This is a genomic window from Paenibacillus sp. strain BS8-2 (assembly GCF_054483835.1).
The window spans coordinates 1,386,483-1,407,500 of the sequence record NZ_CM137010.1 but is presented as its reverse complement, the minus strand read 5'-3'; the positions used below and the strand labels follow the sequence as shown (position 1 = coordinate 1,407,500).

The following is a 21,018-nucleotide window of genomic DNA, read 5'->3' as shown; positions in this document are numbered from 1 at the left end:
CAGGCTTATCTCCCCCAAGAGTCCACATCGACGGGGAGGTTTGGCACCTCGATGTCGGCTCATCGCATCCTGGGGCTGAAGTAGGTCCCAAGGGTTGGGCTGTTCGCCCATTAAAGCGGTACGCGAGCTGGGTTCAGAACGTCGTGAGACAGTTCGGTCCCTATCTGTCGCGGGCGCAGGAAATTTGAGAGGAGCTGTCCTTAGTACGAGAGGACCGGGATGGACGTACCGCTGGTGTACCAGTTGTTCCGCCAGGAGCACCGCTGGGTAGCCAAGTACGGACGGGATAAGCGCTGAAAGCATCTAAGCGTGAAGCCCCCCTCAAGATGAGATTTCCCAGTATGTAAGACCCCTTGAAGACGACGAGGTTGATAGGTTCGGGGTGGAAGCACAGCAATGTGTGGAGCTGACGAATACTAATCGGTCGAGGGCTTATCCTACACGCTTATCTGTTCATACAAACGGTAAGCAACAGCTTTAAGGTTCAGCAAACCTTTCGTATCCAGTTTTCAGCGTGCAACACACGCTACGTTTGGTGGCGATGGCGGAGGGGAACCACGCGTTCCCATACCGAACACGACCGTTAAGCCCTCCAGCGCCGATGGTACTTGGACCGCAGGGTCCTGGGAGAGTAGGACGTCGCCAAGCACGAATGACCAGCCATATGATATGGCTGGTTTTTTGTTGTGCCTGGCGACGTTCCTCTCCCTATTGGGAGAGTGTATGAACCTTGTTATCGAAGCAAATCGGTGATGTTGGCCCGGCATTAGAGGTAGGTTCAGACGCCGACCGGCGAAGCTGATGCTAACGAAGCGAATTCAAAGCCGGTGCGGTATGGCCATCGCCAAGCACGAATGACCAGCCATATTTGATGGCTGGTTTTTTGCAAAGCCGGTGCGGTTTTTAATCGTTTGCGGTTGATCCGGCTTCGTGGTACATTAGCGTGTACAAACATACATACAGACTTTTACATTAGCGGAGGGATTACGGATGGAACAGAAGGTAAGGATAGACCGACTCGGTCCTGATCGATTCGATGAGAGCATGGAACTTTCGCAGTTTGCGTTCCAATACATTCGTTCAAAGCAGGAACTTGAAGAGACCAAAAAGAAGCTAGAGGACGAGCCTGCCGACCGCTGGGTTGTACTCGTAGACGATAAGCTTGCGGCACAAGCAGGTGTACTAGAGCTACAGACGTATATTGGGGGCAAAGCCTATGCGACGGGTGGCCTTGCCGGAGTTGCAACGTGGCCGGAATATCGCAGGCAAGGATTTGTTGGCCAACTGCTTCTTCATTCACTAGAAGCGATGAAGGAGAAGGGGCAGACGGTATCATTCCTGCACCCGTTCGCGTTTGGTTTCTATCGGAAATTTGGCTGGGAGACGTACACGGAGTATAAGAAGTATACGCTGCAATCACATCAGCTGCCGCCTCGTATTGTGAGTCCGGGACGTATAGAAAGGGTAAGCGACTACTCTCTTTTATATGATGTCTATGAAACGTTTGCTTCCAGATACAACGGAACGTTGAAGCGAGACGAGAAGTGGTGGAAGTATCGGATTAACGTTCAAATGCCGACTAAGATGGTGATTTATCGGGATGCGGCAGGTATTGTGCAAGGGTATTTGATCTATAAAGTAGCTCAGAAGGAATTGAACGTACGTGAACTCATACATTTGAATGATGACGCTAGAGCTGCCTTGTGGAGCTTTATCGCTCAACATGATTCTATGATCGAGACGGTTACGTTAAACGCCCCGATCGACGATCATTTAACGGACCATCTGATTGATCTTCGGATCAAGCAAGAGATTGTGCCGTATTTCATGGCGAGGATCGTCGATTTGCAAGCGTTTATTAAAGATTATCCGTTCTTGCCGGGGGCAGAATCGCTGACTCTGTCGATTCATGTGACGGATGAGCAGGCGGCATGGAACCACGGGACGTTCCTATTACGTATTGAGGAGTCCGGCCAAGCATCTGTTGTGCAACAATCGGATGGGAATACTAGTGAGAATGATGCCGATAATGAAATAACAATTGGAATTGGCGCGCTGACTATGCTGCTTATGAGTTACCGTTCCGGTCTTCAATTATCGGGTTCAGGGCGGATTAAGGGCTCATCCAAACTAATAAATCGCTTACAAGCGCGTATACCCGAACGAACAACGTACCTCCCTGACTTTTTCTGAAGATTGGGAACTTTCGGTATTCGGAAAAAGGCAGGAAATGTGGGATTTATCGCCGTTCAGCTAACCTTGACAGCCCCTACCCCCTCTGCTAATATTGCAATAATATATTTGAGAGGCACTGAAAATAAGGGAGGAAATTAGTCGTGTGGGAAACGAAATTCGCTAAAGAAGGGCTAACGTTTGACGACGTATTGCTTGTTCCGCGCAAGTCCGAGGTACTACCAAGAGAAGTGAACATCTCCGCTCGTTTAAGCGCAGGCATCAAGCTTAACATCCCGCTAATCAGCGCAGGCATGGATACCGTAACGGAAGCAGCTTTGGCGATTGCGATTGCTCGTGAGGGCGGAATCGGTATTATTCATAAGAACATGTCCGTAGCGCAACAAGCCGAAGAAGTAGATCGCGTTAAGCGCTCGGAGAGCGGAGTCATCACGAACCCGTTCTCGCTCACTCCCGATCATCATGTCTATGATGCTGAGGAGCTTATGGGCAAATACCGTATCTCCGGTGTACCAATCGTAGATGCAGACAAGAAGCTTGTCGGTATCTTGACGAATCGCGACCTTCGCTTCGTTCATGACTACTCGATCAAAATTAGTGATGTCATGACACGCGAGAACCTTGTTACGGCGCCAGTCGGAACGACACTGCAAGAAGCCGAAGGCATTCTGCAGCGCCACAAGATCGAGAAACTTCCTTTGGTTGACGAAGAGAATACACTCAAAGGTCTAATCACGATCAAGGACATCGAGAAGGCGATTCAATTCCCTAACGCAGCGAAGGATTCGCAGGGCAGATTGTTGTGCGGCGCTGCTGTAGGCATCTCGAAGGATACGATGGATCGTGCCGAAGCACTTGTGAACGCTGGTATCGATGTACTGGTTGTTGACTCCGCTCACGGTCACCATATCAATATTCTTGAAGCGGTTCGCAAACTGCGTTCGGTCTATCCGGATCTGACGATTATTGCGGGCAACGTAGCAACAGGCGAAGCGACACGCGACCTGATCGAAGCTGGCGCTTCCGTCGTTAAAGTAGGTATCGGCCCGGGCTCCATCTGTACAACTCGCGTAATCGCGGGTATTGGCGTACCGCAAATTACGGCAATCTACGATTGCGCTTCGGTAGCTCGTGAATATAATATTCCGGTTATCGCGGATGGCGGAATCAAGTATTCTGGCGATATCACCAAAGCGATCGCAGCCGGCGCAAGCGCAATTATGATTGGCAGCTTGTTTGCAGGAACTGCAGAGAGCCCAGGCGAGACGGAAATCTTCCAAGGTCGCAGCTTCAAGGTATACCGTGGTATGGGTTCCCTCGGTGCTATGAAGGAAGGCAGTAAGGACCGTTATTTCCAAGAGAACGAAAACAAACTTGTTCCAGAAGGTATCGAAGGTCGCGTTCCTTACAAAGGACCACTAGCTGACACTGTACACCAGTTGCTTGGGGGACTTCGTTCCGGTATGGGCTATTGCGGAACATCTTCTTTGGAAGAACTGAAGAATGATACACAATTCGTACGCATTACGGGATCCGGACTTCGTGAGAGCCATCCGCATGATGTACAAATTACCAAAGAAGCACCTAACTACTCGTTGTAATTCGATTGAATACCCGTCGAACGGGATTCCGAACCAGACAGAGCGGCTGCAACAATCGGCTGCATTGTCTGGTTTGTTGTTTTGTCAGCATATTGAGCTAGCTGCGGGATGAATGAATCCTAATTTTGCCCCCCCATGACAAAGGTTTAACTGAGCAGCCATCCTATGTTACAATTATGAACGGATAAACCAATGGGAAATGGGGAAAAGAGTGTGAAAGTATTGGGAAGGCCGATTCGATTGTTGACAATCGTTGCAACTAGCCTGGCAGTAGGTATCTCGTCGTTGTCGTTAGGCGCATCCACTGCATTAGCCGTAGGGTTCGATAATAGACCAAGTACAGAGAATTCACTTGGACTGCAGGTTAAGTCTGCGATCCTGATCGAAGCGGAGTCGGGTCAAGTCATGTACGAGGTTAATCCGGATCAACCTTTGCCTATTGCGAGCATGACCAAACTCATGACGGAATACATCGTACTCGAGGAGATTACAGCTGGTCGTCTTAAATGGGATCAAATGGTTACAGTTACACCGGAGGCGGCTGATACGGATCCATCGGAATCTCAGATTTATTTGGCAGCTGGCGATCAGCATACGGTTGAGGAATTATATCTTGCTATGGCGGTTGGTTCCGCTAATGACGCTACAAAGGCGTTAGCTTCTATCGTCGCGGGCAGCGTGGCTGCTTTCTTGGAGAAGATGGATGAGACGGCAGATAAATTGGGACTCGACAGCGCAGTATTCACGAGCGTAACAGGTTTCGAGGATACGACGGTCATGTCTGCGGCGGATGTAGGCAAGCTGGCAAGAACGATTCTGCTGGAGCACCCCGAATTTCTGAAGTATTCGAGCATTCAAAGTTATAAATTCCGTGAGCGCGACACACAGCCGATGATTAACATTAACTATATGCTAGGATCTAATGTCAACGTGCAGAACTTCAAGAGCATGGCTTATGAAGGCGTAGATGGCATGAAAACGGGCTTCATTAATGCGGCAGGCTATAACTTTACGGGAACGGTCAAACGCGACGATCTGCGTTATATCAGCGTTGTAATGGATACAAGCTCCAAGAATACACGTTTCTATGAGACGGCTAAGCTGTACAACTATGCGTATGCCACATTCGAGAAAAAGACGGTATTGCCTCCGAAATCTGTGGTAGAAACGCTCGAATCGGTCAAGATTAAGAAGGGTGTTCAGAAGTCCGTTCCAATCGTGACGGAAAAGGATATTACGTTCATGGTTCAGAAGGGCGTTGAGCCTGAAATTACGATGACGAAGTCTGAGCTGCTGCCCGAGGCTGAGCTGGTAGCACCGATCGAGGCAGGTACGAAGGTCGGTACTGTGACTTATACGTACAAGGACACGTTGACGAATAAGGATCTTAACTATACCGTGAATCTGATCACAACCGAGGAAGCGGAGAAGGCAGGTTGGTTCAAGTTATTCTTCCGCGCGATCGGCGATTTCTTCGCAGGTTTGTTCAATAGCATATTGGATTTGTTCTAAGTGTATTAGCGGCGTTATTCCGACCTATTGGCAAGGAATAAATGCTTGTCGATTGATCGGCATTCCTGTAAAATAAATGGTTAGTACTACTACGGTATCATACATTCCAGAATGGATGACTAATAGGAGGAAGAAACAAATGGAAACAGGTACTTCGCGTGTTAAACGCGGTATGGCAGAGATGCAAAAAGGCGGCGTAATCATGGATGTCATGAACGCTGAGCAAGCGAAAATTGCGGAAGCGGCAGGCGCAACAGCGGTTATGGCTCTTGAGCGCGTACCTTCGGATATTCGTGCAGCAGGCGGCGTTGCCCGTATGGCTGACCCGACGATTGTTGAGGAAGTTATGAAAGTTGTTTCCATCCCGGTTATGGCGAAAGCTCGTATCGGTCATATCGTGGAAGCAAGAGTTCTTGAATCGATGGGCGTTGACTACATCGACGAGAGCGAAGTTCTGACACCTGCGGACGAAATATTCCATATCAGCAAGAACGAGTTCACAATTCCATTCGTATGCGGAGCCAAGGACCTGGGTGAGGCGCTTCGCCGTATCCAAGAAGGTGCGGCTATGCTTCGTACGAAGGGCGAGCCTGGAACAGGCAATATCGTAGAGGCTGTACGTCATCTCCGTATTATCAACGGTCAAATCCGCAAGGTACAAGCCCTGTCGAAGGACGAGCTGTACCACGAAGCGAAAGTGCTGGGCGTGCCATACGAGCTTCTGCTCGGCGTACACGAGAGCGGCAAGCTGCCGGTTGTTAACTTCGCTGCAGGCGGCGTAGCAACACCATCCGACGCAGCGTTGATGATGGAGCTGGGTGCTGACGGCGTATTCGTAGGCTCCGGTATCTTCAAGTCCGACAGCCCTGAGAAGTTCGCACGCGCAATCGTAGAAGCGACAACTCACTACCAAGACTACAAGCTGATCGCGGAAGTATCCAAAAACTTGGGTACACCGATGAAAGGGATCGAGATCTCTAAGTTGGATGCCGCATCCCGTATGCAAGACCGCGGAATTTAATTTATGCAACCGGCCAAGCCATTAGGCTTGGCTGGTTCTCTAAAGGAAGGCGAGAAAAGGTATGAAAATCGGCGTACTGGCGCTGCAAGGCGCTGTGGCGGAACATATTCGCAGCCTGGAAGCGGCAGGTGCGGAAGCAGTAGCAGTTAAGCGCGTCGAGCAGCTCGATGAGCTTCATGGTCTTGTCATTCCCGGCGGCGAAAGCACGACAATCGGTAAGCTGATGCGCAAATACGGATTTATGGATGCCATCCGTGCTTTCTCGGCACAAGGCAATCCGATCTTTGGCACGTGTGCAGGACTGATTGTGCTCGCGAGTGAAATCGAGGGGCAAGAAGAGGCTCATCTGCAGCTGATGGATATGACGGTTGCACGCAACGCATTCGGCCGTCAGAGAGAGAGCTTTGAGACCGATCTCCCGGTCAAAGGCATCAACGAGACGGTGCGCGCCGTCTTTATTCGCGCCCCGCTGATCAAATCGGTGGGTCCTGACGTCGACGTCTTGTCCACGTACAATGACGAGATCGTTACAGCAAGACAAGGTACATTGCTTGCGGCATCCTATCATCCCGAGTTGACGGATGATTATCGTCTGCATGCTTATTTTGTCGAAATGGTCAAGGAAGCAGCCGCTGCAGGCTCCAAGATATAACATCATCGTATACTTATAGCGCGATATGGGTAATACTCGGTAGACGAGACTACTCCTACGAGGGGAGCAACAGAACGTGTTAGATGTTAAGATATTGCGTTCGGACCTTGCGAAGGTCGAACAAGCACTTACGAATCGTGGTGCATCGCTAGAGCTGGTATCGGGATTCACTGAGCTTGATGTGAAGCGCCGCGAAATGATCGGTGAAACGGAGCAACTTAAGAATCGCCGCAACGTCGTATCTACCGAAGTCGCTAAGCTTAAGAAGTCGGGCGGCGATGCAGAATCGCTTATTCTGGAGATGCGTGAAGTCGGCGACCGGATTAAAGCGATCGATGAGGAGCTGCGCGAGATGGATGCAGCGGTAGAGCAAGTACTGCTATCCATTCCGAACATCCCACACGAAAGTGTGCCTGTTGGCAGCTCGGAAGAAGAAAATGTAGAGATTCGCCGGATAGGCGACGTGCCTGCATTTGGTTTCGAGCCCAAAGCACATTACGATATAGCTGCTGAGCTGGGCATTCTCGACTTTGAGCGTGCGGGCAAAGTGACGGGCTCGCGCTTCACCTTCTACCGCGGGCTTGGCGCACGTCTCGAGCGTGCACTGATCAGCTTTATGATGGATCTTCATAGCGACAAACATGGTTACGAAGAGATCTTGCCTCCTTATATCGTCAACAGAGACAGCTTGATTGGTACGGGACAGCTGCCTAAGTTCGAAGAGGACTTGTTCAAGCTGAAGGATACGGAATATTATTTGATCCCGACAGCAGAGGTACCGGTAACGAACATACATCGCGATGAGATTCTGGATGCTGAGACGCTTCCCAAGAATTTTGTGGCTTACAGCGCATGTTTCCGCTCTGAAGCAGGTGCTGCGGGACGGGACACACGCGGCCTGATTCGCCAGCACCAATTCAATAAGGTCGAGCTGGTGAAGCTGGTGAAACCGGAGGAGTCGTACGACGAGCTCGAGAAGCTCACGACCGAAGCCGAGAAGGTGTTGCAGCTGCTTGGGTTGCCATACCGTGTTCTGACGTTGTGTACGGGCGATATGGGCTTCACATCGGCTAAGACTTACGACATCGAAGTGTGGATCCCAAGTGCGAACACGTACCGTGAGATTTCCTCATGCTCGAACTTCGAGGATTTCCAGGCGCGTCGTGCGGCTATTCGTTTCCGCAGAGATCCGAAGAGCAAACCGGAGTTTGTGCATACCCTTAATGGATCGGGACTAGCGGTAGGTCGTACGGTCGCGGCTCTTCTGGAGAACTTCCAACAAGAAGACGGCTCTGTCGTTATTCCTGAAGTGCTTCGTCCTTATATGGGCGGGGTAGCCGTCATTCCAGCACCATAATTTTAGTACGAGAAGGAAGATTCGTGCCACGGGGCAAAATAGAAGTTGATATTGGATTTTGTCCTGTGGTACAATATCTTTTGTTACGCTTATATGTGGAGAGGTACCGAAGCGGTCATAACGGGGCGGTCTTGAAAACCGTTAGAGCGCAAGCTCACAAGGGTTCGAATCCCTTCCTCTCCGCCAGTATATAAAATTAGCAGCCGCTTGGACGAGTCATCGTTTAGGCGGCTTTTTATATACTGGCGAGGATGGGATTCGAACGGGCCGTTAAGCGAAGATGCCCAAAGGCATGTTCGTAGGCCCCGGCGTGATAGTCGCATAGCCATGACCGTTTATACGGTCATTGTGCGACGGAGCGAATCCCTTCCTCTCCGCCAGTATAAACAATCTCAGCCGATTCCTGTTCACAGGGATCGGCTTTTTATATACTTGCGAGGAAGGGATTCGAACGGGCCGTAAAGCGAAGATGCCCTAAGGCATGTTCGTAGGCCCCGGCGTGATAGTCGCACTACCGTGACCGTGTATACGGTCATTGTGCGACGGAGCGAATCCCTTCCTCTCCGCCAGTATAAACAATTTCAGCCGATTCCTGTTCACAGGGATCGGCTTTTTATATACTTGCGAGGAAGGGATTCGAACGGGCCGTAAAGCGAAGATGCCCTAAGGCATGTTCGTAGGTCCCGGCGTGATAGTCGCACTACCGTGACCGTGTATACGGTCATTGTGCGACGGAGCGAATCCCTTCCTCTCCGCCAGTATAAACAATTTCAGCCGATTCCTGTTTACAGGGATCGGCTTTTTATATACTGGCGAGGATGGGATTCGAACGGGCCGTAAAGCGAAGATGCCCAAAGGCATGTTCGTAGGCCCCGGCGTGATAGTCACATAGCAATGACCGTATATACGGTCATGGTGCGACGGAGCGAATCCCATCCTCTCCGCCAGTATAAAAGGTGATCCAACTTCGCATCTTAACGAGTGTGGAGGTGTTATCAACCATGGCCAAATCAAATGAGCTTCGTGTCGATCCGCATCAGCTTGCGGAAGCTTGGAGTCGCACACTGCCAAAGACAATGAATGCCTCTGACCGATGCGAAGTGTATGAAGACGAATCAGATGCAAGCGCATTACGTGTAACCATTCATTCGGCAGGACATCAGATGTACGAATTCGACTTTAAAGTGACGTATGTAGACAGTCGCGAGGTGCGGGTGGAGTTAATCGACGTTGAGAAGGACAATGTGGCGATCGATGAACGGCCGGATTCGATTCAGCAATTGATTCATGATTATAAGCGGCATATCCATGAGTGCGCGCAAGCACTGCAGTCGTTAACTCACGCATAGGAGTGATGGGGATGACCAAAGCGAAGGGTTCTGTCGACAAAAACCTGTCGAATGTTGTGGAGGCTCTTGAAGTTGAGCCGGTCAACAGCCACCATGCGCAACAGCTTCAGCAAGACAAGAATGACCGCAGGCATCAGGATTCGCTTAATTTCGACCAACCGTCAGACTTAAGCCATCCGCGCAGCTGATTGGTAGTTGATCCGTAGTGCCAGACCAGGCCTAGTGCCATCTAACCTTCTAGGAGGTAATTAGCCATGTCAAAGCCGGATTCGTATCCAAACCCTGACAGTGTGCCTCATAATCAGAAAAATCGTAAGGAGCATGGCGGTGGTGGTCAAGCGCCCCTGTCCGGCTCCAAGAAGACGAAGCAGCGTAATCATGTGGATCATCACAATCCGCAGGGTTAGCCGCATGACGATGTATTAAATTAAACGCGAAAGCCCGGTCCGGCATGTTGCTGGATCGGGTTTTTGTTGCGGGACATAGCAGATTGCAAATCTGTGTCTTCGGAACGAATTATCGATGATTGCTTCTAAACTTCCTTATTTTCGTATAAAATGGAGGTGCTGTAAAAAATATATATGATTTATGGAGGGGAACCATGAAACAAGTACAACGTTTAGGGGTCATCGCACTACTTTTACTTACTATGATAATTGCTGGATGCACCAACAATACGCCGCCCAAAGAAGCGCTTCAGCTAGCCATGGTCAAGACGATGGAAGCCGATTCTTACAAGCTGTCCATGAACATCCAGATCGATGAGCTGGAACTGCCTTCCGTTCCAGAAGCCGAAGCGAGTGGATTGCCGATTTCTAGTCTGAACGGCATGTTCCAGGATGCTATCATTAAAGTAGACGCTATCTATGCCAAAGATCCCATGCGAATCGATATGAATATGGAATTTGTGCTGCCGGGCATGATGGAGATGAAGCTCAACTTGCCCATGATCATGACGAAGGATGTACTGTACGTGAAGCCGCCGGAAATTCCGATGCTTCCGTTGCCCGAAGAGACGAAGGGCAAGTTCGTTGCCATCGATCTCAAGGAGCTCGCTGCGCAACAAGGCGCAGAGCTCAATATCGACCCTGCTGCACAACAGAAGCTTGGACAGGATCTGTCCAAAGTTGTACTTGAGGGCTTCGACGAGAAGACTTATTTCAGCGAAGTGAAAGCATCGGATGCGGGATTGCCGGAAGGCGTAAAGGCTGATCAAATCGTGAAGTTTGCGATTACCGAGGAGAACTACCCTCAGACAGTTGAAACGATCGTTAATGATGTGTTGCCACAGGTGCTTGATGTTCTACTTGCCAACGAAGCATATCTGACGGCACTGCAAATAGATAAAGCCGATCTGGAAGCAGCTAAGGCTGACTGGGAGACGAACAAGACAGAATTGCTGAATTTCCTTCAGAACGATCTTAAGGTAACGACGTTAGAGATGACTGGCGCTATCAAGGACGATTACATGGTATACCAAAGCGGTAAGATTGGTCTTGATGTCAATGATACGGATAGTGGACAGAAGGCGAAGGTAGGCGTTTCGTTCAGCGGTACGTATTCAGAGGTAGGCAAGTCGCCTGCATTCGAGCAAGAGTTGCCGACGGATACCGTGACGTTAGAGCAATTAATGGGCTTGTTCGGGGCTCCGACAGGTTTGTAATCATTCATCAAAAAAGCAACCCCGCCTCGGCGCGGCGGGGTTGCTTTTTTTCGTTGAAGGACTTACGGCTCGGCCCGGGTCAAGCCATCAAGCCACCACCATCGATTGCTTCAGCAGCTCCTTCATCATCTGGGCGGCCCTTACCTTGACGGCAAGGCAAGGAGAGATCTCTAAAGAGCAGCGATGACTGCGAATTAGCTCTCGAAGCTCTTCGGCCGTCTCGCAGGTTTCGGGCAGCGTATTCGTCACGCTGCCGAACTGGAGCGGCTGATGGGAATCGCTGCCCGCGGTAACGGGCAGCTCTAATTCAAGCGCCAGTTGGCGCACCTGATCGGCCATATCGAGGCCGAATTCATACAGATCCTTGGCGTTGACGTCGAGACTGTCCAGACGGCGGAGCAGCTCGGGAGGATGCTGGGTCAGCGGCGTGCTGGCGCGTTTCGGGTGAGCGCCGATGCGAAGGAAAGGCGCTCCGTCCGTATGATCGAGCAGTTCGGCAAGGGAAATGAACGAATCCTTGTCGACATGGGCATCCAGGTCGCGCCGCAAGGAACGGACGAGCTCTCGATTGCCGATCGCGAGAATATGGCCACGATCCCGTATGTCGATTTCCATGCCGCTGAATACGCGAATGCCTTCTACGACATAATAGTCTCCGCGATATTCAAAGCTGGCGTCGAGCACGTCCATCATATCGAAGAAGTTGCGCGTGTTAAAGTGTTCCGTGAGCGCAATGGCGTCCAGCCCGTTGCTCTTGGCTTCGAGCGCCATGGCCGTAAAGTAGTCTAGCGAAAACTCGGTTTTTTTGGACAGCTTGCCATGCGTATGCAAATCGATCGTCATCTGTTTCGTCATCAATGTCCCATCTCCGATCCGTTGAACTGAATATAATGTCCCAAAACAAGCAAGCCTGCCATATAGACAGCGGATACGAGCAGGAACGCGTAGTCCGCCCTGGCGATTTTCAAGTAAGCCAGCTTCAGCCGCTTCGCTTCGCCGCTGACCATGGAATACGTGAACCCTCGCACCTCCAGCGCCTCGACGGTCGTTCTCGTGCGCTTCGCCGTATTCAGCATGAGGGGGTAAAAGGCGATCATCGACAGCTTGATCATGTACAAAAGCGAATGGACGCGCAGCGGTCCCTTGCGTTCCGGCGCCTTGCCCCGAAGCCGGTACGAGTGAATTAAATTGTGGTATTCCTCGATTAATATGGGCAGCATCCGGTAGCCGTACGAGACGCCGAAGCTGAACTGTGCGGGCATGCCCAGGCTGAGCATCGCGTCGCTTAGCTTCTCGGGATCCATGCTCGAGAAGACGGCGATGCTTGCGAGCGAGATCACGAGAATTTTCATGGTCAAGGTCAGCAATGCAAATGCTCCGGCAAGGCTGCCGCCGAACAATAGCGATGTGAGCACGATGTACGTCATTTCGCTGAGCAGCCCGATGCCCATAATGATGAGGACCAGCGGACTGACCTTGGAGGTGATGGTCAGCACGATCATCGGAACGAGCATGCCGAGCAGCACAAGCTTGTTGTCGATAAACCAGGGAGCGACGGCGAAGAAGCAATACCAGACGATGAGCATCCGCGGGTCGAAGCGGGACAGAAACGTCGATTGCCTTCCGAAAGCGGTCCTCATGAGCTCGAGCTTGATCTGCTCGACGCTTAGCTTGTCGAGCATGGATTGTTTTAAGGCCTCCATGCGGACTCCTCCTTTATCACCGATGCGGCGGTGATGTCATGGGCCGCCCCGGCTAGTTGTAGTTGCGAGACAAATTGGTCGACGGACAGCGGAGCGGGCATCATGCCCAGCTCGGCGGCCATCGTCGTGATTTGCGGCGGCACGAGCCCCGCCCGGCGCAGCAAGACCGGCTGGGCGAACAACGTTTGCGGATCCGTATCCATTAAGATGCTCCCTTGATGCAGCACGATGACGCGCGTCGCCCATTCCGCGACAAGCTGCATATCGTGCGTGGCGATCACGCTAAGCTTGACGCGTCCCTGCAGCTCGGTCAGCATGACGCCAAGCTCGCGGCGGCTCGAGGCGTCCAGGCTCGCGGTCGGCTCGTCGAGCAGCATGACCTGAGGCAGCGTGGCCAGACCGATCGCCATCGTTGCCCGACGCTGCTGGCCTCCGCTGAGCAAACGTCCGTCTCTATCCTGCAGATCGACGAGCCTCATGCGATTCATAATATCGTCAATAAAGGCGGCATCCTGCGGCGAGAGCGACTTTTTCCGGGCTTTCATGAAATATTCGACGTCCTTGCGGACGGTATCTTCGATAAACATCTCTTCGGGGTTCTGGTGGATAAACGAAACGTAGTCCGCCAACTTCTCGGGGCCGGCTTTGGACGTCTGAAGTCCGCATACTGTCACCTCTCCGCCGCTCGGCTTGCGAAGTCCAGAGATAAGCTTGAGCAGCGTAGACTTGCCGGCGCCGTTGTTGCCAACGAGCGCTACGCGTTCGCCTTCGCGCAGAATGAGCGATAGCTTGCGGAGGACGGGATGATGATTCCGCGAGATCGTTTTGTAGCCGCAGGAGACTTCGTCGAGCGTAACGAGAGAACCCGAGGCTGATTCCTCTTCGACAGAAGCTTGCGGTTGGATTGATTCATTGAGAGCTCCTCGATCCGTCCGATTACGAAAATAATCGATGCCCTCCGCAATCGTTACCGGATGGATCGCGGCTTGCGGATGCACGGCGTACGCGGCCTGGGTCACCTGTGGCGGCAAAATATGGAGCGCGGAAAGCTCCTCCACGGCGGACAGGGCTTCCTGCGCGGGCTTGACCCATCGAATCTCCCCGCGGTCCATCAGCACGACTTTGTCGCAGTAATCCGCGATAAATTCGGTGTGATGCTCGATCACGATGACGGTGAGGCCGTGCCGCTCGTTCAGCATTTTAAGTTTGTCGTAAATCAGCCTGGCATGATAAGGATCCAGTTGGGCGACAGGCTCGTCGACGATCAGAATGTCTGGACTCAGCGACAAGGCGCCTGCGAGTGCCGTTAGATGCTTCTGACCGCCGCTCAGCTGCCAGATCCATTGATGCTTTAAGTGCTCGAGCTCAAGCAGTTCAAGCGCCTTTTCGCCGCGGTCCTTGTAGTCCGAGAAACCGAAGTTCAGCGGTGCGAAGATCGCTTCGTCGTAAACGGTTGGTCTGACGAGCTGATTCTCGAAGTCCTGAAAGACATATGCCGCCTTCCGCGACAAGGTCGAGACCGTCTCGTCTTTGGCCTTAAGGCCAGCTACCTCGATTTCGCCTTCCAGATCCCCGACATAATAATGGGGAATAAGGCCGTTGAGGAGCTTGCATAACGTCGATTTGCCGCTGCCGTTGGTCCCGGCGATCGCCACGAAATCCCCGGCCTCGAGTGTGAGATTGACGTTGCGCAGAGAAGGCTGCTCGGCGCCGGGATAGCAGAAGCTGACCTGCTCCAGCTTCACGATGGGAGCCGCGCGGAGCGGCTCCTCTCCGATGGATGAAGCCTGCGTTGCCATGGCGCTTCTCATGGGGTTACGTCCCGTGGAGCCGTCTTCTTCTTGCTTCGCATCATGGCGAACAAAGTGGCCACTAACACAAGCGCCGCCGCCCCGGCCGACACCCAGATGAACCATCCGCCGAATTGCTCCAGGAACTCGGGCTCCCACACGGCGAAGTTAATGTCGGATTCCGCCATAAATTCCGCCGCCGCCGCAATGACCATAAGCAGCACGGCCGCGATAAGAAGCCGCGGACGCAGCAGCTCTCCCAAGGATAACTGGATGCGGCTGTCGCGGGGTTTCATGCCGAGAAGCGGCTCCAGCTTGCCGTATAGCCGAGGCACGAGATACAGGACGGGAAGCAAGGAGAAGAAGATGCCGGTAATCAGAAGAGCGTTCAGGAAGCCGATCCCTTCGATAAGCAGAATGCTCTCGGGAATGCCCGGCAGCGCTTCGAGATCCTCAATGCCGATCCATACCTTGCCCATATCCACGAGCGCGCCAAGCAACTGGTCGATGCCTACCGCCGTGAATGCCGCAAGCGCTAGCTGTTTCGTATTGCGCGGATTCGTGACTAGCATGCCGGCGATGTACATCGCGAGTGTAAATTCGATGAATTTCTCCAGCTCGCCGATACCTCCGAACTGACCGAGCAAAAGCTCGCCGAAGATCACCTCGCCAAAGGAGGCGCCGATCGCGGCATACAGCGGGTGGAACAGAATGCAGAGCGTCAGCGGAATAAACGCGAAGTATTCTACCTTCAGCTCCATCGGCCCGACCTGAATGGATGGGATCAGCTCGGAGAACATGTTGGAGATTCCGTACAGCGACATCGACAAAATAAAGACCATCAGTTTCTGGGATTGCGTAAGTTCGTACCGGCGCTTCTGCGCAGCGAGCATTGAAATTCCTCCCTATCGGCTTGTTATTCTTCTCCAATATAGGGGCGGACTGTTATGCGACGATCAACGTTTCGTATCGATATTGTAAAATTTATTTCATAATATTAATAATGAAATATAAATTTCATATTGTTTCATCGTATGGTATACTGACACCGACTAAGAGAGCGAGGCATTACGCACACGGAGGCTGAAGCACATATGAATGGATTTCAATTGCAAGTGGAAGTAGGAGGATTGTCGAAGAGTCAACAAGCGATCGCCAACTATATCGCGGGATCGTTGCAACGCATTCCGTATTGCACGGACGAGGAGATCGCCGGGCAGGTAGGCGTCAGTAAGGCTACTCTGTCCCGGTTTTGGCGGGCAATCGGCTATCGCAATCTGAAGGACTTCAAGAAGGCGCTTCAGCTAAGCGGGCAGAACGGGACCGCGGCGACGCCCGCGGGCAAGATGGAGCAGATTCTGAGCCAGGTCGAGGAGCGCGAGGCGGACATCGTGGACGAGCTGACCGGGCTGGCCTCCTCCAATCTGACCGAGACGGCGAAGCGAATGGATCGGAAGCAATTCGCGGGGGCGGCCGAGACGATCCACCGGGCGGGCACGATCTATATTCATGGGGGCGGCGCGGCGGCGTTCCTAACGGAGTTGTTCGCGTTCCGGCTGGCTCGGATCGGCTTGCAGGTTAGGACGCTCGCGGCGAGCGGCAGCAACATGTTGGAAGGACTGCTCCATATTGGCGCGGGGGACTGCGTGGTGTTGTTCGCATTTGTGAAACGGACGCCGGAATTGACGGTGCTGCTGGAGCATAAGAGGGAAGCGGGATATACGATCGTCATGCTTACGGATCTGTTGCTGTCGGACATGCTGGAGGAGAGCGACTATGTGCTGCAATTGGACCGGGGAGCGTTAGAGGGCTTTCACTCCATGACGGCGCCGGTCGCGATCGTCGAAGCCTTGACCGTTGCCGTGACGCAGCTTCGGGGGAAGGACGGCATGGCCAAGCTGGAGAAGCTGCATGTTTTGCGAAGACGTTATGCCGCACAATTGCCGAAGTGACATAGATGGAGCAAAGAGGATGCAGACCTTCCTGTGTTGGCGGAGGTCTGTTTTTTGCCGTATTTGAGCTAGTCGTTCAAGTCCACTACCGCAGCTGACAGGAAGATGGCGAGCTTTTAATAGGGACAATTACCCATAATATTCTCTATATATCCCGACGATAGTCCAAAAGTTCGGTTTCTTGAAATTGGATATATAGTCCCACTAATAAAAGGCCGTAATCTTTTATAATAGACTAAAATAGTTCGACATTTTCCAACATAATCCTTGAAAAGGTGATGATAATCTATGATTTCCCCTTTTTTTCGCAAGAAGGGTACCCAAGAAAGTCAGGAGGATCGGTCGCAAGAACTAGCGAAGCAGGAAGTCGCAGCGCCTAGTCCCGAAGAGCCTTCCTCGCCTCCGGCCCAATCACCTCAGGATTCGATCTTTATTCAGAAGTCCCGCATGGACAAAAAGTCTCTGGATCTGGTGCTCGCCGTAGAACAAATGATTCAGGCCAAACAGCATACGGAGATGCAGAATAGCGAGCTGCAAGATCGTCTCACGCATTCCGGCGGCAACATCGATCGGCTGAATCGCGATGTCAAGCATTTGACGCAGGTGATCGACGAGCGGGAGAAAAGCATCCTGGATCTGGAGCAGAAGATCGTCGACAAAAACATGAAGGTCGATCAAGTGGCCGAGGATTATCGGGAGCTGGAACGGCGGCTGACGTCCGAAATCGAAGAGCTCAAGAGCGTAATCGAGCTGGAGAAGCAGAAATACATATCGCTGCAAAACAAACATAACGATGTCTTGGCGGACAAAAACAAACGGGTGCACGAGCTGGAAGAGAAAGTGAACCGTCAGGAGGTCGAGCATCAGCATCTCAAGCAGAAATACGAGTCTACGCATCAAGAGAAGGTTTATCTCGCCAATATGATCAGCGACTTCACGAACCGGATGTCGGCGCCGATCGGAAGAGAAGGTTAATGATGAGAATCGACTCCTTGCAGACGATTGAGCTATTGTCGCTCGAAGACAGACATGACCGCTACGTCATGAAGCTTGGCGTAGGCCTGGATAATGGACAGAAGGGAGCGCTGACCGAGCTCGAAGCCGAGCTGGACGAGGCGACCTATCTGCAGCTTCAGCAGCTTGCTCCGCTCTCCGATGGGCGAGTAAGATTATCGCTATATACCAAATATGATCCATTCCGCCGTACGTACTTCGGCAGCATCGTGAAACTGGATAAGTCGGGGGGCCGGTTATATTATTTTGACTGCTCTGCGGAATTTGAAACTATGCTGGCCCGTTTCAGGAACTGTGAGTGGATGGAACTCACTAGCGCCGAGACTCCTGAGTCTGCAGTACCATCGGTCCTCGTTAATGGATCTGTGGAGACGACTGTTATGTGGAGTTCGGTCTCGCACGTCGTGAATGCCTATGTACGACCGCGGATGATTCGCTATTCGCTCAGTGCGCTTCGCTTACTTGTGTTGTCACTTGTTCTTCTTCTGGTGTGGTTCGAGGTAGAGGGGCAAATCTATATTGATGATGCCAAAGCACTCAGCGAAAATCAGCCCGTCGTGGTGGAAGGCGCTGGTGAAGGTGCGAAACAGGCAGGATCCCTTGCAGATTCGGCCTTCCTGACCACGGGCGCGGGTATCGCCACAAACGGCGGGCAGGACTTAGCAGTGGTTGCGAAAGCTGATTTGTCTGTCACGCAACCAAGCGACCATGCTCAACAAGCGAAAGCGAAAGCGGAAGCGGGAGCGCCGGAGCAGGAGAAACAACCGGAAACGGGTATGCTGAAGGAAGAAGAAACGGCTGCATCGTTTGATGAAGAAATCGTAGAGCTGATCACATTAGATGGAGATACGCCCCTTTATAAGCTGCCGGACGGATATGTGGCACTCACATTCGATGATGGTCCATCCGATTACACGAAGGCTATTGTCGATTTGCTCAAGGAGCGGGGAGTTGCGGGTACCTTCTTGTTCATTGGGCGGAATGCCGAACATTATCCAGAGGAGGCAGCTTACGCGGCCGAACACGGAATGGCTGTCGGCAATCACTCTTGGGATCACAGTAAGCTGACGAAGTTGCAGGTCGATGATATTTCCGCGAACCTGGAGAAGGCTAATCAGGTTATCGCCAAGCAGAGCGCAGCACCAGTATCGGTATTCCGTCCCCCTTATGGCGCGACGAATGATGATGTGGAGATTGCGACGGCAGAGCTTGGGATGAAGACGTTAATGTGGAACCGGGATCCGGAGGACTGGAAGGCGGACACTTCGGAGGATATTGTTGCGTACTTCAAGCAGCTTAGCAACTCAGGCGGCATCTACGTGATGCACGAGAAGAAGGCTACGCTGGATGCGCTGCCGGAGATTATCGATTATTTGCTGGAGCAGAAGCTGAAATTTGCTGTTTTTCAATAGGCAGGGTGAGGGTCGGAGCCGTTATGGTTCCGACCCTTGTGATGTTATAGGCGGTTCGTTTTTTCATTGATATAGATATCGAGTGCTTTGATTCCGCGATGAGCGAGCTTGATAAAGAGGACTAGGCAGTAGATGCTGATCCCGAACAATATCAAGTAAAAAAAGATTAATAAAATTGAGAATATGGAAAACGTAGACGATATGTCCATAATCGGCGAAGGCTCCTTCTAGAATAGATTATTAAACCATTATAGAATACCAAAAAATCCTAAAAATGAAAACCGTATATAATATCTTGCAGATCATTTATTAATGCAATGTGTTTAATAAGATATTGGCAACAAAAGAACCACACATTTGTGTGGTTCTGGGCTTTCTATATTTGGCGCGCCCGATACGATTCGAACGTACGACCTGCAGTTTAGGAAACTGTCGCTCTATCCTGCTGAGCTACGGGCGCGCAACGGTGTTTATTATACCATCGATGTCTTTTGTGGTGCAACATGGAAAGAGTATACAAGATCTTTGACGCCATCGGAAGGAAGACAACGGGTCTAAACAATCTTCTCCTTACGGGGCCACAGGCTGAAGCTGAAGCTGTACGCGAAATCTATGGCGACAATGATCGACCATAGGTGTATCGTACCTGAGAGAGCTTCTGTGCGAGCGACGTCGTCGACATAGCTGATCATGCCATAAAGCGAGAGACAGCCAATTGCCCATGCGAGCAAATGATAGAACCACATGCGGCGCTCGTAGGCGGCATGCGCCGGGCCGTGCTTCGGCTTGTGAGCCGGCGCTGGTCCTCCCGCAAATCGAAAAGCAAACCGTTCGTCCGCCCAGCGGATCATTTTGTGGCCGTAGGCGATGGATACGCCTATATAAATCGCCGAGAGGCTGTGAACGAGACTAGCGGTGGCGCCGTCACGCAGGTCGATCACCGTAGCAACGATGAGGATGAAATCTACAATTGGCGTCAGGATGAGGAGGAAGCCTCCCAACTTCTTTTGTCTCAGCAAGTAACGGCAAGCGAGGCCGGCCAGCACGAGCACCCAGAAGCCGATTTCGCAGCAGATAATGATGGCGGTTAGAAGCATCAAAGTCAGTCCTTTCTCATTAAATAATACAGTCGTGCTAAAAAGATAATGTTATTTTCGCACAACTGTATTAAAAAATCAATCCGTGCTACACTAAGGACATGCCTAAAATTGTGAATCATGAAGAACGTCGGAAACAGCTGGCAGAAGCGGCTTGGCGCGTTATACGCCGGGAAGGGCTGGAGGGAGTGTCGGTGCGAAGTGTTGCAGACGAAGCCGGGATGTCGCTCGGCTCGCTGAGACATTATTTCGTAACGCAGTCGGAGCTGCTTGCTTTTTCCATGCGGCTTGTTTCCGAACGTGTCGAGAAGAGAATTCGAAGCAAAACGGGGAGCGGGGACCCTTTTAAGGATATTGAAGTCATCATTCGCGAGCTTGTGCCGCTGGACGAGGAACGTCTCGCGGAGTGCGAGGTATGGCTGGCGTTCATGGGCGGCTCTATGGCCTATCCAGAGCTTCGTGCGCTTTGCGAGGAAGTGCATGACGCTCTATTGTCCGTGTTCCGCGAGATCGCTTATGCGCTGCAGCATCTCAAGCTGGCTAAGCCGGGAATCGATCCGGATCTCGAAGCACAGCGGCTGCATGCGCTGATCGACGGACTGGTTGTGCACGGAGTCACTCGGCCAACGAAAACTACTCCTGATGAGCTGCTGCGAGTGGTGTTCTATCATTTGAATTCAATAACCATTCATTGACAGTTAC

19 protein-coding genes, 2 tRNA genes and 2 rRNA genes (1 of these 23 cut by a window edge) are annotated in these 21,018 nt (G+C 51.9%); 17 read left to right on the top strand and 6 right to left on the bottom strand.

Translation table 11 applies throughout. The annotated features are described in order from the left end of the window. From ACX1C1_RS06130 to ACX1C1_RS06070, 13 genes are all read left to right on the top strand, one after another. Positions 1-440: ribosomal RNA gene (locus ACX1C1_RS06130) — 23S ribosomal RNA — on the top strand (it extends 2,497 nt beyond the left edge of the window). A 91-nt stretch (positions 441-531) separates the two neighbouring features. Beyond that, a 5S ribosomal RNA gene (gene rrf / locus ACX1C1_RS06125) occupies positions 532-648 on the top strand. Between the two features lie 342 nt (positions 649-990). Beyond that, positions 991-2,193, top strand: a complete 1,203-nt coding sequence (locus ACX1C1_RS06120) for a GNAT family N-acetyltransferase (RefSeq protein ID WP_458956244.1) — start codon at positions 991-993, stop codon at positions 2,191-2,193. Between the two features lie 143 nt (positions 2,194-2,336). Then, positions 2,337-3,794 (top strand): IMP dehydrogenase, encoded by a 1,458-nt coding sequence (guaB, locus tag ACX1C1_RS06115; protein ID WP_458956243.1) that lies wholly within the window; start codon positions 2,337-2,339, stop codon positions 3,792-3,794. A 213-nt stretch (positions 3,795-4,007) separates the two neighbouring features. After that, the gene (locus tag ACX1C1_RS06110; RefSeq protein WP_458956242.1) at positions 4,008-5,306 is read left to right on the top strand and encodes a D-alanyl-D-alanine carboxypeptidase family protein; all 1,299 of its coding nucleotides are present in this window, start codon (positions 4,008-4,010) and stop codon (positions 5,304-5,306) included. 139 nt (positions 5,307-5,445) lie between these two features. Beyond that, on the top strand, positions 5,446-6,327 hold the full coding sequence (gene pdxS / locus ACX1C1_RS06105) for a pyridoxal 5'-phosphate synthase lyase subunit PdxS (protein WP_458956241.1): 882 nt from the start codon (positions 5,446-5,448) through the stop codon (positions 6,325-6,327). A 61-nt stretch (positions 6,328-6,388) separates the two neighbouring features. Beyond that, positions 6,389-6,979 carry a pyridoxal 5'-phosphate synthase glutaminase subunit PdxT gene (pdxT, locus tag ACX1C1_RS06100; protein WP_458956240.1) on the top strand — a complete coding sequence of 197 codons (591 nt, stop codon included), beginning with the start codon at positions 6,389-6,391 and terminating at the stop codon, positions 6,977-6,979. Positions 6,980-7,055: 76 nt separating this feature from the next. Continuing rightward, on the top strand, positions 7,056-8,336 hold the full coding sequence (gene serS, locus ACX1C1_RS06095; protein ID WP_458956239.1) for a serine--tRNA ligase: 1,281 nt from the start codon (positions 7,056-7,058) through the stop codon (positions 8,334-8,336). Between the two features lie 97 nt (positions 8,337-8,433). Next, a tRNA-Ser gene (locus tag ACX1C1_RS06090) sits at positions 8,434-8,522 on the top strand. Between the two features lie 815 nt (positions 8,523-9,337). Then, positions 9,338-9,685, top strand: a complete 348-nt coding sequence (locus tag ACX1C1_RS06085) for a hypothetical protein (protein ID WP_458956238.1) — start codon at positions 9,338-9,340, stop codon at positions 9,683-9,685. A gap of 11 nt (positions 9,686-9,696) precedes the next feature. Beyond that, positions 9,697-9,873, top strand: a complete 177-nt coding sequence (locus ACX1C1_RS06080) for a hypothetical protein (protein ID WP_458956237.1) — start codon at positions 9,697-9,699, stop codon at positions 9,871-9,873. Positions 9,874-9,939: 66 nt separating this feature from the next. Continuing rightward, positions 9,940-10,092 (top strand): small acid-soluble spore protein P, encoded by a 153-nt coding sequence (locus tag ACX1C1_RS06075; protein ID WP_458956236.1) that lies wholly within the window; start codon positions 9,940-9,942, stop codon positions 10,090-10,092. A 194-nt stretch (positions 10,093-10,286) separates the two neighbouring features. Continuing rightward, entirely contained in the window at positions 10,287-11,348 is a 1,062-nt protein-coding gene (locus tag ACX1C1_RS06070; RefSeq protein WP_458956235.1) for a hypothetical protein, read from the top strand. A gap of 87 nt (positions 11,349-11,435) precedes the next feature. Here ACX1C1_RS06070 and ACX1C1_RS06065 read toward each other — a convergent pair whose 3' ends face one another. The 4 genes from ACX1C1_RS06065 to ACX1C1_RS06050 are packed head-to-tail and all read right to left on the bottom strand — an operon-like array spanning position 11,436 to position 15,734. Further along, complete coding sequence (locus ACX1C1_RS06065) at positions 11,436-12,203, bottom strand: PHP-associated domain-containing protein (protein ID WP_458956234.1); 768 nt, start codon at positions 12,201-12,203, stop codon at positions 11,436-11,438. After that, complete coding sequence (locus tag ACX1C1_RS06060; protein ID WP_458956233.1) at positions 12,203-13,051, bottom strand: energy-coupling factor transporter transmembrane component T family protein; 849 nt, start codon at positions 13,049-13,051, stop codon at positions 12,203-12,205. Before ACX1C1_RS06060 ends, ACX1C1_RS06065 begins: the two co-directional genes overlap by 1 nt. Beyond that, positions 13,039-14,967 carry an ABC transporter ATP-binding protein gene (locus tag ACX1C1_RS06055; protein WP_458956232.1) on the bottom strand — a complete coding sequence of 643 codons (1,929 nt, stop codon included), beginning with the start codon at positions 14,965-14,967 and terminating at the stop codon, positions 13,039-13,041. The genes ACX1C1_RS06060 and ACX1C1_RS06055 overlap by 13 nt, the downstream gene beginning before the upstream one ends. Further along, on the bottom strand, positions 14,859-15,734 hold the full coding sequence (locus ACX1C1_RS06050; RefSeq protein ID WP_458956231.1) for a cell division protein FtsQ: 876 nt from the start codon (positions 15,732-15,734) through the stop codon (positions 14,859-14,861). Before ACX1C1_RS06050 ends, ACX1C1_RS06055 begins: the two co-directional genes overlap by 109 nt. 201 nt (positions 15,735-15,935) lie before the next feature. On the opposite strand from ACX1C1_RS06050, the gene ACX1C1_RS06045 reads away from it, so the two are divergent. The 3 genes from ACX1C1_RS06045 to ACX1C1_RS06035 all read left to right on the top strand — a co-directional run bounded on the left by ACX1C1_RS06045 (position 15,936) and on the right by ACX1C1_RS06035 (position 19,219). Further along, positions 15,936-16,793 carry a MurR/RpiR family transcriptional regulator gene (locus ACX1C1_RS06045; protein WP_458956230.1) on the top strand — a complete coding sequence of 286 codons (858 nt, stop codon included), beginning with the start codon at positions 15,936-15,938 and terminating at the stop codon, positions 16,791-16,793. A 288-nt stretch (positions 16,794-17,081) separates the two neighbouring features. Further along, a complete protein-coding gene (locus tag ACX1C1_RS06040; protein ID WP_458956229.1) occupies positions 17,082-17,768 on the top strand; it encodes a hypothetical protein in 687 nt (228 codons plus the stop codon). Beyond that, positions 17,768-19,219, top strand: coding sequence for a polysaccharide deacetylase family protein (locus ACX1C1_RS06035; RefSeq protein ID WP_458956228.1), 1,452 nt, complete (start codon positions 17,768-17,770; stop codon positions 19,217-19,219). Before ACX1C1_RS06040 ends, ACX1C1_RS06035 begins: the two co-directional genes overlap by 1 nt. Positions 19,220-19,602: 383 nt before the next feature. Here ACX1C1_RS06035 and ACX1C1_RS06030 read toward each other — a convergent pair. Both ACX1C1_RS06030 and ACX1C1_RS06025 read right to left on the bottom strand, forming a co-directional pair. Continuing rightward, positions 19,603-19,679: transfer RNA gene (locus ACX1C1_RS06030), tRNA-Arg, on the bottom strand. A gap of 94 nt (positions 19,680-19,773) precedes the next feature. Beyond that, entirely contained in the window at positions 19,774-20,316 is a 543-nt protein-coding gene (locus tag ACX1C1_RS06025) for a hypothetical protein (RefSeq protein ID WP_458956227.1), read from the bottom strand. A gap of 113 nt (positions 20,317-20,429) precedes the next feature. On the opposite strand from ACX1C1_RS06025, the gene ACX1C1_RS06020 reads away from it, so the two are divergent. Then, entirely contained in the window at positions 20,430-21,011 is a 582-nt protein-coding gene (locus tag ACX1C1_RS06020; RefSeq protein ID WP_458956226.1) for a TetR/AcrR family transcriptional regulator, read from the top strand. The last annotated feature ends 7 nt before the right edge of the window (positions 21,012-21,018 follow it).